17 protein-coding genes, 12 tRNA genes, 1 rRNA gene and 1 riboswitch are annotated in these 15,146 nt (G+C 48.1%); of the genes, 1 reads left to right on the forward strand and 29 read right to left on the reverse strand.

What is annotated here, in order from left to right:
* Positions 1 to 179: 179 nt before the first annotated feature.
* From AC1DUA_RS03400 to yyaC, 7 genes are all read right to left on the reverse strand, one after another.
* The gene (locus AC1DUA_RS03400) at positions 180 to 617 is read right to left on the reverse strand and encodes a rhodanese-like domain-containing protein (protein WP_477498393.1); all 438 of its coding nucleotides are present in this window, start codon (positions 615 to 617) and stop codon (positions 180 to 182) included.
* 120 nt (positions 618 to 737) lie between these two features.
* Positions 738 to 1,196: a LysR family transcriptional regulator gene (locus AC1DUA_RS03405; protein ID WP_477498394.1), complete on the reverse strand. Its 459-nt coding sequence runs from the start codon at positions 1,194 to 1,196 to the stop codon at positions 738 to 740.
* A gap of 104 nt (positions 1,197 to 1,300) precedes the next feature.
* Entirely contained in the window at positions 1,301 to 1,564 is a 264-nt protein-coding gene (locus AC1DUA_RS03410) for a hypothetical protein (protein WP_477498395.1), read from the reverse strand.
* 58 nt (positions 1,565 to 1,622) lie between these two features.
* The gene (locus tag AC1DUA_RS03415; protein ID WP_477498396.1) at positions 1,623 to 2,072 is read right to left on the reverse strand and encodes a hypothetical protein; all 450 of its coding nucleotides are present in this window, start codon (positions 2,070 to 2,072) and stop codon (positions 1,623 to 1,625) included.
* Between the two features lie 59 nt (positions 2,073 to 2,131).
* The gene (locus AC1DUA_RS03420) at positions 2,132 to 3,112 is read right to left on the reverse strand and encodes a phosphotransferase enzyme family protein (protein WP_477498397.1); all 981 of its coding nucleotides are present in this window, start codon (positions 3,110 to 3,112) and stop codon (positions 2,132 to 2,134) included.
* A 382-nt stretch (positions 3,113 to 3,494) separates the two neighbouring features.
* Positions 3,495 to 5,243, reverse strand: coding sequence for an ABC transporter ATP-binding protein (locus AC1DUA_RS03425; protein ID WP_477498398.1), 1,749 nt, complete (start codon positions 5,241 to 5,243; stop codon positions 3,495 to 3,497).
* 72 nt (positions 5,244 to 5,315) lie between these two features.
* On the reverse strand, positions 5,316 to 5,828 hold the full coding sequence (yyaC, locus tag AC1DUA_RS03430) for a spore protease YyaC (protein WP_477498409.1): 513 nt from the start codon (positions 5,826 to 5,828) through the stop codon (positions 5,316 to 5,318).
* A gap of 143 nt (positions 5,829 to 5,971) precedes the next feature.
* On the opposite strand from yyaC, the gene AC1DUA_RS03435 reads away from it, so the two are divergent.
* A complete protein-coding gene (locus tag AC1DUA_RS03435) occupies positions 5,972 to 7,153 on the forward strand; it encodes a glycosyltransferase family 2 protein (RefSeq protein WP_477498399.1) in 1,182 nt (393 codons plus the stop codon).
* Between the two features lie 77 nt (positions 7,154 to 7,230).
* Here AC1DUA_RS03435 and AC1DUA_RS03440 read toward each other — a convergent pair whose 3' ends face one another.
* The 22 genes from AC1DUA_RS03440 to rrf all read right to left on the reverse strand — a co-directional run bounded on the left by AC1DUA_RS03440 (position 7,231) and on the right by rrf (position 15,137).
* Positions 7,231 to 7,890 (reverse strand): hypothetical protein, encoded by a 660-nt coding sequence (locus AC1DUA_RS03440; protein ID WP_477498400.1) that lies wholly within the window; start codon positions 7,888 to 7,890, stop codon positions 7,231 to 7,233.
* A 168-nt stretch (positions 7,891 to 8,058) separates the two neighbouring features.
* The gene (locus tag AC1DUA_RS03445; RefSeq protein WP_477498401.1) at positions 8,059 to 8,958 is read right to left on the reverse strand and encodes a C40 family peptidase; all 900 of its coding nucleotides are present in this window, start codon (positions 8,956 to 8,958) and stop codon (positions 8,059 to 8,061) included.
* A 1-nt stretch (position 8,959) separates the two neighbouring features.
* Positions 8,960 to 9,109, reverse strand: a riboswitch (cyclic di-AMP (ydaO/yuaA leader).
* A gap of 222 nt (positions 9,110 to 9,331) precedes the next feature.
* Positions 9,332 to 10,261, reverse strand: a complete 930-nt coding sequence (locus tag AC1DUA_RS03450) for an aldo/keto reductase (protein ID WP_477498402.1) — start codon at positions 10,259 to 10,261, stop codon at positions 9,332 to 9,334.
* A gap of 253 nt (positions 10,262 to 10,514) precedes the next feature.
* Positions 10,515 to 10,748 carry a hypothetical protein gene (locus AC1DUA_RS03455; protein ID WP_477498403.1) on the reverse strand — a complete coding sequence of 78 codons (234 nt, stop codon included), beginning with the start codon at positions 10,746 to 10,748 and terminating at the stop codon, positions 10,515 to 10,517.
* A gap of 26 nt (positions 10,749 to 10,774) precedes the next feature.
* Positions 10,775 to 10,845: transfer RNA gene (locus AC1DUA_RS03460), tRNA-Gly, on the reverse strand.
* Between the two features lie 7 nt (positions 10,846 to 10,852).
* Positions 10,853 to 10,926 (reverse strand) — tRNA-Pro (locus tag AC1DUA_RS03465).
* A gap of 24 nt (positions 10,927 to 10,950) precedes the next feature.
* Positions 10,951 to 11,027, reverse strand: a tRNA-Arg gene (locus tag AC1DUA_RS03470).
* An 8-nt stretch (positions 11,028 to 11,035) separates the two neighbouring features.
* Positions 11,036 to 11,110, reverse strand: a tRNA-Gly gene (locus tag AC1DUA_RS03475).
* A gap of 101 nt (positions 11,111 to 11,211) precedes the next feature.
* On the reverse strand, positions 11,212 to 11,910 hold the full coding sequence (locus AC1DUA_RS03480) for an AIM24 family protein (RefSeq protein ID WP_477498404.1): 699 nt from the start codon (positions 11,908 to 11,910) through the stop codon (positions 11,212 to 11,214).
* Between the two features lie 14 nt (positions 11,911 to 11,924).
* Entirely contained in the window at positions 11,925 to 12,380 is a 456-nt protein-coding gene (locus AC1DUA_RS03485; protein WP_477498405.1) for a hypothetical protein, read from the reverse strand.
* A 49-nt stretch (positions 12,381 to 12,429) separates the two neighbouring features.
* Positions 12,430 to 13,056, reverse strand: coding sequence for a GyrI-like domain-containing protein (locus AC1DUA_RS03490; RefSeq protein ID WP_477498406.1), 627 nt, complete (start codon positions 13,054 to 13,056; stop codon positions 12,430 to 12,432).
* 136 nt (positions 13,057 to 13,192) lie between these two features.
* Positions 13,193 to 13,702, reverse strand: coding sequence for a ferritin (locus AC1DUA_RS03495; RefSeq protein WP_477498407.1), 510 nt, complete (start codon positions 13,700 to 13,702; stop codon positions 13,193 to 13,195).
* A gap of 117 nt (positions 13,703 to 13,819) precedes the next feature.
* Entirely contained in the window at positions 13,820 to 14,071 is a 252-nt protein-coding gene (locus tag AC1DUA_RS03500) for a DUF1450 domain-containing protein (RefSeq protein ID WP_477498408.1), read from the reverse strand.
* A 143-nt stretch (positions 14,072 to 14,214) separates the two neighbouring features.
* Positions 14,215 to 14,299, reverse strand: a tRNA-Leu gene (locus AC1DUA_RS03505).
* An 18-nt stretch (positions 14,300 to 14,317) separates the two neighbouring features.
* Positions 14,318 to 14,390 (reverse strand) — tRNA-Lys (locus AC1DUA_RS03510).
* 16 nt (positions 14,391 to 14,406) lie between these two features.
* Positions 14,407 to 14,483 (reverse strand) — tRNA-Asp (locus AC1DUA_RS03515).
* A gap of 31 nt (positions 14,484 to 14,514) precedes the next feature.
* A tRNA-Met gene (locus AC1DUA_RS03520) sits at positions 14,515 to 14,591 on the reverse strand.
* Positions 14,592 to 14,609: 18 nt separating this feature from the next.
* Positions 14,610 to 14,682, reverse strand: a tRNA-Val gene (locus AC1DUA_RS03525).
* 26 nt (positions 14,683 to 14,708) lie between these two features.
* Positions 14,709 to 14,783: transfer RNA gene (locus AC1DUA_RS03530), tRNA-Glu, on the reverse strand.
* Between the two features lie 38 nt (positions 14,784 to 14,821).
* Positions 14,822 to 14,913, reverse strand: a tRNA-Ser gene (locus AC1DUA_RS03535).
* Between the two features lie 26 nt (positions 14,914 to 14,939).
* Positions 14,940 to 15,015: transfer RNA gene (locus tag AC1DUA_RS03540), tRNA-Asn, on the reverse strand.
* Positions 15,016 to 15,020: 5 nt separating this feature from the next.
* Positions 15,021 to 15,137, reverse strand: a 5S ribosomal RNA gene (gene rrf / locus AC1DUA_RS03545).
* Between the last annotated feature and the right edge of the window lie 9 nt (positions 15,138 to 15,146).

The raw sequence follows: 15,146 nt of genomic DNA on the forward strand, positions 1-15,146 counted from the left end.
GCAGTAGACCGCTCTATGGCAGTAGACCGCTCTATGTTGCACAAAGTGCAACGAAGCATCCCATGGCACCACAGGGTGACCCGAGGTAGCCCTAAACTTAAATATGCGGTAAGCTTCGCCTACCCCAAAACATATAAATTCTGTTAAAAAAGAGCCGCCTCACGGCAGCCCCCAAGCATTTATCCGATTAATGGAGCCGCTTGCCCCAATGTGCCCTTTACCTCGTTCCCTTCTTTGCGCCAATACTCAATCCCGCCTAACATYTCTTTCACCTTAAATCCAAGTCCGGATAAACGGGCAGCGCCTTTCGTACCTCCATTGCATGCGGGTCCCCAGCAGTAGACAACAATCACTTGGTCTTTGGAAAAAGCAGCCGTCGTCTCTGCATTGATCTCATTTGACGGCACATTAATGGCCCCGGGGATATGACACTCCGTATACGCCTTACTGCCTCTCACGTCGATCAGCAAGAAATCATTGACCCCATGCTGCATGTCATAGCGCACATCCGCTACATCCGTTTCTACCGATAATTTGTTCATAAAATGGCGATGTACAGCCTCTGGAGAGACGGCGGGTGTTTCCAGTACTAGCGATATTACAGGTTGATTATTCATAGTGATACCTCCATTTAAATGTTATTTTCAATCGCTGAATGACTTGAATTGACTATAACACGATCCCAAAACATGGAGTTATCGATAGAATTTGATACTATACTTCATTCATTCTGATAATTAGCTACCACCAAGAACGTCTAGAAAGCCGGTAAACGCTTTGGACTGCCATTTTTTCTTCGAGTAAATAAGCTGCGAAGGCTCGTTGCCCGGTTGAATCGTCACATTGATGTCCGGGAAATGTTGGCGGTACGTCTGAAGATGCGGCGGAAGGAAGAAAGCGGCTAACGTTTCTATCGTGCCAATGGACAGTATGCCTCTGGACTGTCGGGAAACGACCTCCTTTGACTCCTCATGGAGCCTGTAGATGTCGTTGGCATATTGCAGAAGCGCCTCACCAGCAAGCGTCAGCTTCATACTTCTTCCGAATCGTTCTACAAGAACGACTCCGTAAGATTCCTCCAGCTTTTGAATTTGAGTCGTAATGCTCGACTGCGCATAGCCCAGCACTTCCGCTGCGCGCGTATAACTTCCCCATTTGGCCACTTCTCGAAAGGTTTTCAAATACGTTAATTCCACAATGAATCACCTTTCTTTCTGTAAACATATTATCCTCATCGTACCACACATGGCACATCAAAAAGCCACCGAACCTCGGCAGCTTTCGTCTTTCTATCTTCTATTTAAAGGTCTTTCGCAAAATGGGGTTTACTATAATGACTAACGCCCCCAGAGCCAACCAGCACCCGGCCGCCTTTATTGAAAATGATTAGCTTGCTTGACCCATTATTCAGCAAAACCGTCACTTTAGCCTGATTAGCCGTCGCGATATAGTTGATATATCCACCTCTGCCTATCACCGTTCGCCAGTTTTTATCGAATTCCGATCTCGCGACCCGATTCGAATACACCTGATTTTCCAACTTAGCTGCTTGCGTTTTTCTCATGGAACCTCTCACCCGCTTCCTATCCGAAATGCGATTCCATATATCGTATGCAAGAGTTCTAGTTTGGCATGGACAGGTTTAGCTGCGGTCGATAGAGATCATTCTTTTTTAAAAATGAGCGTAAATCATACTTAAGCGCCATTGCGAGCACATTATTTTCCTGTGTAAAAATCAAAAGCTTTGGACTATACGTAGCCGACTGACTCACAAATAAGACGACTTGCGTGACCGTTCCTTTTATCCATGGATTGTTGATTTTCAAAGGGGGTGCAAGCTCAACCTTTATAGCTATGCCGCTATCTGGCTCGATGTCAAAAGAACCAACAGGACCATCCATAGCCGATAGCCATTTCTCAACTTCACTTTGTAGATTAGCCGAATGGGGGATTGTCTTCATGACCTCACCCTTCTGAATGTCAAACGCCTCTGCCCCATCAGCTGCCGAAACCGGCATATAACTGGCGCTCAACAGGAGCATAACCGTCCAAATGCACATGATTATTTTCAAAATGGTGCCCTCGCATCGCTTCTTATTTGCAGTTAGCTTGTCCAAATCATGGAAGATTACTACAGGTGGCCAATTAAATCCGGGAGCTTGTCCCACTGCTCAGTAAGCCACTCCATTTCCTGCAAGAACCTCGCCGGGACGCCAGTTTCCTCATAAATCTCCGTACGAAGCCACCAAATGGATTCAATTAAATACAGCATTTGAACAGCCCGCAGAAGTATCCCCCTGGGCGCGGCAGCATGCTCCCGATACCCTTGTAGAAAAGCATGAACCCTATCAACTCGAATCCCATCCATTTCCCATGCCCCGGACAACACAGCTCGAGCGATATCAATTACTGGATAAGCCACATCCATTCGGTCGAAATCAACGATAGTCGCTATCCCATCCGTACGCAGCAGCAAGTTATCCACCCACAGATCCCAGTGCAGCCAGCCGACTGAGCACTCTGAAAACACATCAAAATCTAGCGCCTGAACGTTCTTCACCGCCTTTTCCAGCAGCGCAATGAGCGGCAGGTTGTTGCTCTGGATCTCTTGCTCCAGATTAGCTTGAAGCTCCTTAAGAGATGAGGTTTGATCCGGTTTCCATGCTTGTTTGGCTAGCGGAACATCCTGAAGCAATTGATGCATGTGACCTGTCGTTTTGCCCAAATCATACATATGGGTATGGCTCATACTCCCGGGAACAGGGACATTTCCCTCCACCCAGTCCATAATCGCATAGTGGTGACCGGCTGGCGTCATTTGCACGAACACCCCCTCCGATGAGGCGTACACCTCTGGGCAAGACAACCCTGACACATGTAGTCGCTGCTGCAAATTCAGGGTCATCTCTATCTTTTTTCTTTTCTCCGGCAAATGTAGCTTGTACCGATCCGGATGATAGAACTTAACGAATACAGGACCCTGGTCTGTCGTAAGGCGCCATTTCACATTCAGCCAGCCTTTATGAAGCCGGTAAGCATCCACAATTCTCCTACCAAACTTCTCATGAATATCGCTAACGATTTCCTCCAGCACTTGATTGATCTCGACCATCGTTTTGCACCTTGTCCTCTCACCGACATGTGGGAATAACATATAGTTGGCCGTTTATGCGGGAAATCCTTCAATTTTCACAATAAGTCTCTCTTTGTGCAACGCTATCTAGCGGATGGGAACTACAGGCCGTTATTTGGGCAAAATCGGTATGTTTCCCCCATGAAGTGGAACTACAGGTCGCTATTCGCCCCTAGGAATGCCTATTTAGCCCAAAACGGCAAAATAGAGGATCGTAGTTCCCATCCCCCAGTCAAATACCTGGTTTCGGCCAAAATAGCGGCCCCTAGTTCCCCTTCCCACCCTCACTCCTACGCACGCCCACTCTTTTGGCGCACAAAAAAAGCCCGGAAGGTCTTCCCAGACCTTCCAGAGCTGTCCTCTACGCCTCTTCTTCCGTCTTGGCGAACTGCGTGCTGTACAGCCGCGCATACAGCCCGTCAAGAGCCAGCAGCTCGCGGTGCGTGCCCCGCTCCACGACGCTGCCCGCTTCGATCACCAGAATGTGATCGGCGGCCAGCACCGTGGAGAGCCGGTGCGCGATCACGAGCGTCGTGCGCCCTTGCATCAGCTCCTCGAGCGCCGCCTGCACATAGGACTCGGATTCCGAGTCCAGGTGCGACGTCGCCTCATCGAGGATGAGGATGCGCGGGCGCTTCAGGATCGCGCGAGCAATCGCGATCCGCTGGCGCTCGCCACCGGAGAGCCGGTGCCCGCGCTCTCCAACCATCGTGTCGTACCCTTCGGGGAGCGACACGATGAAATCGTGGATGTAGGCCTGGCGGCACGCGGCCTCCATCTCCTCACGCGTAGCGCCCTCCCGCGCGAAGCGCAGGTTGTCGCCAATCGTCGCGTGGAACAGAAACGATTCCTGCGTCACGTACGCGATTTGCGAGCGCAGCGAAGCAAGCAGGGCGCCGCGGACGTTCACGCCGTCGACCTCGACGATCCCCTCCGTCGGATCGTACAGCCGCGCGATCATGCCGATCAGCGTCGATTTACCGGCGCCGCTCGGCCCTACAAGCGCGATCATCTCGCCCGGCTGCGCCTCGAACGTGACGTCTCGCAGCGCGTACTGCCCTGGCTTATAAGCGAAGGAGACTTGCTTATAAGCCACTCGCCCCGCCACTTGGCTCAGCGGCCGCGCATCAGGAGCATCCATGACATCGGGCACCATGTCCTGGTATTCAAAAATCCGCTGAAACACACCCAGCGCCGTCCCTACTTCTACCTGTAGGTTCAGCAGTGTACCTACAGGCATATACAAGCGGCCGAGATAGGCCGAGAAAGCAACAATCGCCCCGAGCGACATCGTGCCGGAGATAACCGAATAACCGCCATACAAATAAATGATGGCTGTACCGAGCGGCCCCAGCGTGCTTGTCGCCATCCCAAACCACCGGCCAACTAGATTGAGCCGCAGCTCCAGATCCATCACTTTCTGGTTCATCGCCTTGAATTCGGCCTCCTGCTGCCGTTCCCTACCGAAAATACGGGTCAACAATGCCCCAGAGATGCCGAAATTTTCACTGAGTTGTGAGGTAATATCGGACCTCACCTTTTGCGTTTCGATGCGGAGCGCCTTGCGCAGCTTGGAAACTTTTTTGACCGGCAGCATGAAAAGAGGAAGAATCAGCACAGCGATAATGGCCAATTTCCAATCAAGAGCAAATAAAATTCCAATCGTTGTCGCAACAATGACAAGCTGCGTGATGGAAGACACCACAAGCGAGGTAACAACCCCTTGAACGGCCTGCACATCCCCCGTGATCCGCTGCACGATTTCGCCCGATCTGGCATCCGTGTAGAACGCCATCGACTGACGCTGCAAGTTTTGGAACAAAGTCAGCCCCAAATCCCGGATAACCCCTTGCGTTACTTTGGTATTGAGATGATTTTGCCATACGCCCAGCACACCGCTTACGACTGGAAGCAGCAGCATGAGCATCGCCATCTCGGCTAGCAGCTTCATACTTCCTTGCGGAATCGCCTGATCGATAATCTCCTTCATGACCAAAGGGGGAATCAACCCGACTACAGCTGCAAGCAGCGCCAGCCCGATAATGCCTAACAGTTGTCCCCAGTACCCTTGGAACAATGTCAGAATTCTTTTAACCGAAACATCCTTCAACTTCGCCTTAGGTCTATCCCTATCGGATAAACGTCCTCCACCGCCTGGTCCCAATTTCATCACTCCATTCTGTTACTCAATCTGTCTATTCAAAGGTACAAGGGGAAATGCATGCCGAATCGCTCTCGCCACTTCATCCGCCATATTCATAACCCTGTAAAGCGACGTCGTTTGCAAAATATTATACTGCCTAGGGCCATCCACGTTGACAATTGCGGCAATTGTGTAATCGCCAACATGAGGTAAATCTTTGCCAACCGACTTGCCTGGCGCTAAGGGCTGATTCGATACTTGGTACATGCCAACCGATAACTTCTGACCCAAACAAGCATCTATCGCAATAACGACACTGCCCTGCGGAATTTCCTGGAGCCTTGCCGCGATGTTACTGGCATCACAAGGTGCCTCCAGCGTCCCTATAACATGAGGATATCCAAATTCGGCGAGCTTGCTTCCTACTAACGGACCTAAGGCATCTCCGCTTGATCGATCTGTCCCAATACATACAAAAAAGAGCTCGCTCGGCTCAATCTCAGATGATTCCCCAATGGTTTTAAGAAAAAACGCCAACTGCTCGCCATTCATTTTTTTCCAAAATTGTTCCCGTGTATCTAGCGTTTCCCCCACCTATCATTACCTCCTCTTACAAGCTTCCAGCAAAATTTCCCCCTACCAAGGATGAATGATATAATGCGATCAACTTCTATTCTTCCATAAGGAGGTATCCTGTGTCCACTCTCGGCATCATCGCTGTTCTGACCCTTCTATATTGGCTATACGTCACTGTGGATGTGTTAAAAGGTTTGCCTAACCTGCGAACGCTGCCTAAGTCTAACTCCGCCAATTTCCCGGACAAGCCTCCTCTCGTATCTGTCATCATTGCAGCCAAAGAAGAGGAAACGACAATCCGTGAAACCGTTAGAAATCTACTTTCGCAAAATTACCCTCGCCTCGAAATCATTGCTGTGAATGATCGATCCCAGGATGCTACAGGCAGCCGGCTTGAGGAGCTGCGCAAATGGTCTGAAGGCAAGAAAGACATCCCTACCAAACTGCAAATCATTCACATCACTCACCTGCCAGATGGTTGGCTTGGCAAAAACCATGCGCTATACCAAGGATATCTTCAGGCTAGAGGGCAATATCTGCTATTTACAGACGCGGACATTCTTTTTGCTCCGGGTGCTATATCCGACGCGGTCACTTATATGAAGGAACATGATGTGCACCATCTTACGCTGACCCCGAATATGATCGCGCGAGACACTTTACTCAAAGGATTCGTCCATTTCTTCCTGTTCTCATTTTCTTTATTCGTTCGACCCTGGCGTGCGAATATCGACAGTTCCAAAGGACCAGGCATCGGCATCGGAGCCTTTAATATGGTAAGCCGGAGCGCTTATGAGGCGATTGGCATGCATAAAGCGATCGCATTACGACCTGATGATGATCTGCAGTTAGGTATCTTTCTCAAAAGAGCAGGTTTCCGCCAAAGAGTGCTGTCCGCCAAACACCTGCTTCAAGTAGAATGGTACCGTTCGCTCAAAGAAGCAGTCATTGGACTGGAGAAAAACCTGTTTTCCGGCTTTCGCTACAGCTACATCGTCGCTATGCTCGCTTGCTTGGGACAGATCGGCTTTTTTATAGGCCCGTGGCTTGGCCTTCTCTTCCTCTGGGATTGGCGCGGAGCCGTCTATGCGGTTGCTGTTATCCTGCAAATCTGGCTTTATCGCAAACTAATGTCTCGATTAATGAGCCTCCGAGGTGATTCAGCCTATCTGCTTCCCGTTAGCGCTTCACTGCTCGTTTATACGATCGTTCGCTCCGTTTGGCTGACTTGGAAACAAGGCGGCATTTACTGGAGAGGCACCTTTTATTCGCTTCGAGAACTAAAAAGAAGCAGAAGGTAATTAAGCACGAACGCCAAATAAGCGTTACTCGATAGAGCAAAGCTTACCCTCACGGTTTGTGGCATGATCCTATCGTTCTAATGAACACGATTCATTCGTACAACCCGATAGTACAGATAGCTGCTTGGCTCTTGTTCCACATCCAAATATCCCTCAGCATGCACATAATCTCCTGTTATGAACGTGGAGGCATCTAATGAACTGGAATGTGTGAGGAACAGGAGCGCGGCTTTATCGTTGCCTACGACGAATCCCGTTTGTTCTTTAATTTGAAATTTATCTAAAATGGTGCCATGATGAGACCTTGCAATATGATGAAATTTCCAAGAATTTCCCTCTTTARTGAGAAAATACAAGACGCGATTCTTGTGATTGTTGTTGAATTCCCGCGTAACACCAATCATACAGATTTTCTCGCCTAGGCTTAAATATTCATCGATCACGTAGGATTTCAACCGCAATCGCAGCACATTTTTGTGTTGGATATAGGCTTCCATTTCTTCAATTGTTCTCTGGTCTTTAGGATCTTGCTTCGTTGCGTAAAATACCTCTTTTATAAAAGTATCCGTTTGCAGGCTTCTAGCCCCTTTGAAATGATTGTATGTACGGAAAAACTGCTGAATAACTTCCCGGATCTCATCTGGCATTGCAGGACCCTTATCCACGGTATACATGCTATCTGCTATACTCGAATGTCTCTTTTTATGAAACCAACTCTTCCAGACACTTAATTGCATGCGCTCGTGTTCACCTGCTCTTTCTTTCTTCCAAACATTTCTTCATTATAGGCTAAAAACCATAAAATTTCGATAAAAATCGCATTATTCCGCGGACGAAAAAAAACACCTGCCTTCTATGCCTTTCCTTTGAAAGAACATAGAAACAAGTGTTCGATAGTCCTATCCTTACATAACTCTTCTCGCTCCGACATACCTTGCACTCCAATACGCGCTCGAAAGGCTATCTACAGCCACGCCTCTGGATGTAGTCGCTGAAATGAATCGATCATTGCCGAGATAAATGCCCACGTGATTCACAGTTTTTGAAGCAAAAAACACCAAGTCTCCGGCTTTCAAATCCGTGACTATCGTACCTGCTTCGCTGTGCATCTCCGCTGACGTACGAGGCAAATCGATCCCTTTCGCTTGATACAAAAACCGCACAAAACCGGAGCAATCAAATCCATTCGGTGTCGTACCACCCCATACATAACGCACGCCCATATAAGCATTTGCCGCCTGAGCAATTTGCTCACTCACAGACGGAACAACAGGAGCAGCGGCGGCAACGACCTTAGGAGCTGGAGGTGGTGCTATCCAGGCTGGTTTGTGCGACTTTCCGTCCACATCCACAATCGCGATCTGGTTGGCTTCATTCCATTCAATTGGTGAACCGAAGGTTTCCGTGATGAAACGCAGTGGAACATAAGTGTTCCCTTGATACACGGTTGGACTGCTTTCCAAACTGATCTTCTTACTGTTCACAAGCGCTTGTTGTTGCTCTGTAACTAGTAGGATTGACTGCTGCTTGTTAACCAGCGTGACCTCGATTTGATCCTCTTGCTTCTCCCAGCTCACCTGATAGCCCAGCTTCTCAGATAACACTCGGAGTGGAACTTGCATGATGCCTTTGTCATCAATGTAAGGCTGAACTTCTGGAAACTTCAGCAGCTCCTCATTGACTTGAACCTTGACAGGACGGTCCGTAGGCGCAGAAGCGGCCTGAGCGGAATGTGCAGTAAACATCGGTACTGCGGCACATAAAATTGCGCATGAACAAATAAGACGTAAAGAAAAAGATTTCAAAACCTTGCCTCCTTGACGCCTCCGAGGTTAGTTGACGGGTTCGGGAAGAGGTTTTCCCTAGTACGCTTAGCTAGCAGCGCTCATTCACCCCAAATAAAGAAGTCCCCCGTACCGGAGCTTTTGATGCTCCGAGATTCGGCATTTTTTGTCTATGTTAGACTAGCATAGTTTATTTAGTAGATACAACTTTTGCGAAACGGTAAGTTTTACCAACGAATTTTGTCGCATAATACATACATATTGCACAACATAATGCGCAAATGAACATGCAACGCAAAGCACAGCAAAGCACACAGCGTAGGGCACAGCAAAGCACACAGCGTCAGACACAACAAAAAACCACCCCGTCGGGTGGTTTGCTACTAGGAGTAGCCTAGTAGCCAATTACTGACAGCGCTCGCTCGCTGACTGTGTTTAATGCTTCTAGTTCTGAGGCGGATAATGACAATGAGGCCGCTTTTATATTATCTTCAAGATGATGCTCGTCCTGCGTGCCTATAATAGCCGAAGTAAGTGCTTCCTGGTGCAGCAACCAAGCAATTGCAATCTGTGTTACGCTAGCGTCCTTGGAATCAGCCATTTCTTTCATGACAGCCAGAAGCTCCTTCTCCGCCTCCAGATGCTCCGGTAGGAACAGCCTTCTCTCCTTACGGAAGTCTCCCTCTTTCAACATCTTGCCATGAAGATGGAAAGCACCCGTCAGGATTCCCTTCGCGATCGAACTGTAGCTCATCACACCAACGTTATGTTCCTGGCAAAATGGTAAAACTTCTTGCTCGATAGCTCTGTGGAGCAGGCTGTATTCCGGCTGAATCACATCGATCTGTGCGTAATTCACCGCTTCTTTCAGCTGCTCCAAAGAGAAATTCGAGACACCGATGGCTCGAATCAAGCCTTCTTCCTTCAACTTCACAAATTCAGCAAGTGTATCCTTTACCGGGATCTCATAACTTGGCCAGTGAATGTAATAAACATCTATGTAATCTGTCTTCAAACGTTTCRAACTGTTTTCTGCTGACTTCCGTACATCTTGAGGAGCAAGATTGCTGCGGCTCACCTTAGTCGTAATGATGCATTGCTTGCGTATCTCTGCCAAAGCAGCTCCGACGATTTCTTCCGAGTGTCCATTGCCGTAGCCTTCAGCCGTATCGAACGTTGTGATGCCTAGCTCGAACGCTTTACGGACGAGCTCGATATTATTTTGATCGTTCGTGAACTCCCAGGGACCTCCTCCGAGCTCCCAACAGCCAAAGGTTATGTTTGAGATATCAAAACCTGCATTTCCAAGCTTTTTCGCCTTCATAGTCGCCGACCTCATTTCATTGATATCGTCTTACGATAATGCACACGTTAACAAATTAAGTATAACGCTTTCATCTTCTTTTGCCAAGAAATGAGCGGGTTCGGGCATCAGGCGAGGACGATTTTCCCTGCTGCACCGTGTGCCTCTGTGTGGAAACGGAACTACAGGCCTCTATTTATATGGAAAACGGCATATTCGCCGGTTCATGGGAACTACAGGCCTTTATTATGCCGTTATCGGCTTGTAAACTCGCCTAATGAACAAATAAGGCCTTGTAGTTCCCCCTCTCCGGGGCAACAGGCCGTTTTGTCCGAAATAGCGGACTCCAGTTCCCTCTCCCCTGCTCCATCTCATTGAACATGCTCCCTTCGGAAGCAAGTATCGGTAGATTTGGACGCGCGTCCAACTCGGGATTACTCATGCCGCCTTCACGGACGGTCGAACCCTTCTGGCTTCTCTCCCCTTCCCGCGCAAAAGAAAAAGCCACCCGAAGGTGGCTCTTTCTTTCTGTGAAGCGGGTGATGGGAATCGAACCCACGCTACCAGCTTGGAAGGCTGAAGTTCTACCATTGAACTACACCCGCGTAATTATCGGGATGACACGATTTGAACATGCGACCCCCTGCTCCCAAAGCAGGTGCTCTACCAAGCTGAGCTACRTCCCGAAAYGCTTATAACTTAAGTAARAATGGCGCGCCCTGAGAGATTCGAACTCCCGACCTTTTGATTCGTAGTCAAATACTCTATCCAGCTGAGCTAAGGGCGCTTAAAATATGGAGCGGAAGACGGGGATCGAACCCGCGACCCTCGCCTTGGCAAGGCGATGCTCTACCGCTGAGCCACTTCCGCACGGTATATGATACTTGTCACTTGATTTCATTCTCAGAGGCGACAAGGAATAATATATCAGGATTTGAGAACAAATGCAAATGTTTTTTGTTACGAATGCGTTATTTTATAAAAATACCGCCAAAAGGCAGCACTTCCCGTGCAATTCGCCGCAACAGGCTGTCATTTTTCATATGCTCATCCAGCTTACGATCCGGCTTGCACGGCTGCAACAGCACATGTCCATGCCCCGTCATCTCCCAATGGTAATTCATATGCTGACTGGCTAATGTATTGCCATATACACTAAGGCGCAGCACTGCATTCCGTGGATATGCAATAAGACAGTGAATATCTACATATAAAGGCTGCTTCGGATCCAGCTCCATCTGATACAAGGGACCAGCAGTCAAAAGTCCCAGCGTTCCCGGCCCTTTGAACTGCATTTTCACGAGGTCTTGCGTGATCAGTGTGTTTTTAACATTTTGCAGGTGAGAAGTAAAGCTAACTCCATCGGTATAAAACAGGACATGCCGAAACTCATATAATAAATCATCGTCATCGCCGATTGGCAACACAGACATACTGAAGCCTTCTGGCAAGCCTAGCATGAGCTGAGCAGGGCCACGTACGCGTGACTGAATCAAACGTTTTTTGCGGTACATGCTTGGCAGCTTCATCAAAGAATCCTCTCTTTGCTCGGACCTCCCTTGAAAAGCTACGATCTGGTTCGGATGCAGCACATGAATCGATTCGTCCTGTTCGATGCGCAGGGTGGCCATTTTTGCGTGTGAGCTTGCATGTTCGAAATTTACTTCCATGCCTCTCAGGCCTCCTATCTCATTTGACGCTTCTGTCTCCGCCAGACCACATACCGAAACACCCGTCCGAGTACAAAATACAATACGATAAGCAACACTACCGCGATAACCATATTCGTTATCTTCCGATTCCGGTTCTCTTTATCTAATGCCAATTGCTCCATGGCCTTTAATCGTTCTTGCAGGAGTTCATTTTCCTTTTGAAGCCCTTCGTTTTGTTGAAGGAGCTTTTCCTCGGTTTCCTGCGAGTGCCGAATCGTTTCCGATAGCTTGTCCTTTTGCTCCTCTAATTGCTGTTTCGTTGCCTCGTAATCTTTCTGAATTTGCTCCACATTCTCAGGCAGTTGATAAATATCTTTTACCCGATCGAGCCAGGAGGCTTGGGCTACCGTGGTAGGGAACATAACCCCTATCCAAATCAACAGAACGCCGATCGCATGACCAATCGTAGTAATAGGACGTGTCCGCATCGCATTCCCTCCCAGCAGTTCGACATTTCCTTCTATTTTACAGCAAAAATCACCCCTTCACCACTCCTACCGCCTTAACAGGGTAACGTAAAATAGTTTTCATTTTCGAAGGATCAATCTTCCTCGGATCGGATAAATAGATTTCATGATGGAGGCCGCTAATACTTACATGGCTTGTCTCCATGAATTGATACATTTGGCTTAATGTTTCAGGCTCGGTGGCATACGGACCAATATGCAGTATCTGCACACAGGTTCCTTCATGCAAACTTTCAAATTGGATATCCGAAAGCAGCTCCAGCTCTTTTTTCTTGCCTAAAGCTTTAACTCGGGCTTCCTCCACTTTCTCTGCCGTAACAAAATCAGGCATCCTGATCAGCAGCTTCCAACGCCACTGCTCCTTTGGCACCTCCAGCGCGTTGCGGCTATCTCCATCTACCCACCACAAGCCCTCCAGCTTGGCTACAGTGAAGTCTTTCTCTTCCATCTTATAAATGCTCTTGATGCTGTAAGCAAGCGTGTAGAGCGCTTCAGTCGCACTTGCGAAGACCTCCCCATTCGGGTCTCCAGTTCCTTGGATCGTCACATACCAAATTGGTCCAAAATCTATTAGCTGCGGTTTGGTCGGAGCTGTGTAATAGGATTTGTATGATTTGGTTAAATCTAACTTTCCCATGTGCCACTTCCTTTTTTTTCTTTCAGTATATAAAATAAACCCTGACAACTATACGTCAGTAAATATAGAAAAAACCTACCCTTTCGCTATTAACGGCGAAAAAGTAAGTTTTGGTCTTTCTTAGTATCGTATGTAATTATTCCCCGGTTGGTGGAGTGAATGTGCGCTGTGCAAATTCCGCATCCAACATGAAGAAGGCGTTGCTGTCTTTGTCGATTCGTTTTAGCTTACTAATAATGCTGTCGAACATCGCTTCTTCCTCTACCTGCTCATCAATGAACCATTTGAGGAAATGCATAGTCGCATGCTCACGATCGTTGAGTGCCAAATCAGACAGATGGTAAATACGTCTTGTGACTTCCTGCTCATGCTTGTAAGCATGCTCAAAAGCGTCGAGGATCGATTCGTACTCATTCACAGGCGTATCCATGCCGGCAAAAGCAACCTTTTTCCCGCGATCATTAATAAATTTGAAAATCTTCATTGCATGAAACTTCTCTTCTTCCGCTTGAACAATAAAAAAGTTCGAGAAACCATCCAAGCTTTCAGCTGCACAGTAACCAGCTATAGCCAAATAGACGTGCGCGGAGTAAAATTCATAGTTCATCTGCTCGTTGAGCGCTTCCGTTAGTTCATCTTTTAACATGATGTGCTGCACATCCTTTCTGTATGGTTATCTTTTGCAAATCCCCATACATACAAGATTACCAGAACTTCATATACAAATACAAACGGAAGTCATAATTTTTACAAAGGTTAATACTTAGGCCATAACAGGTTCAGCCCTTGATTCAGCAATAATCTGCTTCAGCTGCGCATATAGTAAGTCAGGCGAAGCGGCACAAACCAAATCCTTTTTGCCGATCATCGCGATGCACTCTTTCTTGCAATGCTTACAATTTCCTAGGCAATCCTTCTTCTTTTGCTTCAGATCAGGGTATTCGTTTTTCAATGACTTATATATTTGTTTGGATCCGAATTTCTCATTTCTACAGCAGTATTTAATCGTTTTCATGTCATAACCTCCACCGCTCATCTATACCACCTATACCCTGATATTAGTGATAATAATAATCAATGTCAACAGTAATTTAGAAATGGATGTACAAAAAAAGCCTCCTTAGCTCCTATAAAAGGAATTAAGAAAGCTCTTGGTGATGCGGTCAAGAGGACTCGAACCTCCACGGGGGGTTAGCCCACACGGACCTGAACCGTGCGCGTCTGCCAATTCCGCCATGACCGCTTAAAACGAAAAAAAAACTGAGTCATGTAGGATTCGAACCTACGACACCCTGATTAAAAGTCAGGTGCTCTACCAACTGAGCTAATGACTCAAACTTCATAAAAAAATGGCGGAGCCGACGGGATTCGAACCCGCGGTCTCCTGCGTGACAGGCAGGCATGTTAGGCCTCTACACCACGGCTCCACACTTATAATACTGCACCTCAATAAGAGGTTGGTTGCGGGGGCAGGATTTGAACCTGCGGCCTTCGGGTTATGAGCCCGACGAGCTACCGGGCTGCTCCACCCCGCGTCGTTAAAAAGGTAAAAATGGAGGCTGACGGGATCGAACCGCCGACCCTCTGCTTGTAAGGCAGATGCTCTCCCAGCTGAGCTAAGCCTCCATGGGAATATGCTTCTAAGGTAATAATGGTGACCCGTAGGGGACTCGAACCCCTGTTACCTCCGTGAAAGGGAGGTGTCTTAACCACTTGACCAACGGGCCGCGTAAACAGGCTTTTCTTAAGTAAATCGTGCTTTAGGTGGCGGAGAGAGAGGGATTCGAACCCTCGAGACGCTTGTGACGCCTACACGATTTCCAATCGTGCTCCTTCGGCCAGCTCGGACACCTCTCCATGAAAGCCTGGCATAGGATAAAAAATGGCTCCCCGAACAGGACTCGAACCTGTGACAACTCGATTAACAGTCGAGTGCTCTACCAACTGAGCTATCAGGGAATACTGCTTGGCAACGTTCTACTCTCCCAGAACCCTGCGGTTCAAGTACCATCGACGCTGGAGGGCTTAACGGTCGTGTTCGAGATGGGAACGCGTGGGTCCCCTCCGCCATCATCACCAAACAGTCAAAG

The organism is Paenibacillus sp. 01T422, assembly GCF_056398785.1.

Coding starts and splice junctions, on each gene's coding strand:
- AC1DUA_RS03500 (WP_477498408.1), bottom strand. CDS start 14,071: ATGAAAACGATTAAATACTGCTGTAGAAATGAGAAATTCGGATCCAAA.
- AC1DUA_RS03495 (WP_477498407.1), bottom strand. CDS start 13,702: ATGTTAAAAGATGAACTAACGGAAGCGCTCAACGAGCAGATGAACTAT.
- AC1DUA_RS03410 (WP_477498395.1), bottom strand. CDS start 1,564: ATGAGAAAAACGCAAGCAGCTAAGTTGGAAAATCAGGTGTATTCGAAT.
- AC1DUA_RS03480 (WP_477498404.1), bottom strand. CDS start 11,910: ATGGAAGTAAATTTCGAACATGCAAGCTCACACGCAAAAATGGCCACC.
- yyaC (WP_477498409.1), bottom strand. CDS start 5,828: ATGAATGGCGAGCAGTTGGCGTTTTTTCTTAAAACCATTGGGGAATCA.
- AC1DUA_RS03420 (WP_477498397.1), bottom strand. CDS start 3,112: ATGGTCGAGATCAATCAAGTGCTGGAGGAAATCGTTAGCGATATTCAT.
- AC1DUA_RS03485 (WP_477498405.1), bottom strand. CDS start 12,380: ATGCGGACACGTCCTATTACTACGATTGGTCATGCGATCGGCGTTCTG.
- AC1DUA_RS03490 (WP_477498406.1), bottom strand. CDS start 13,056: ATGGGAAAGTTAGATTTAACCAAATCATACAAATCCTATTACACAGCT.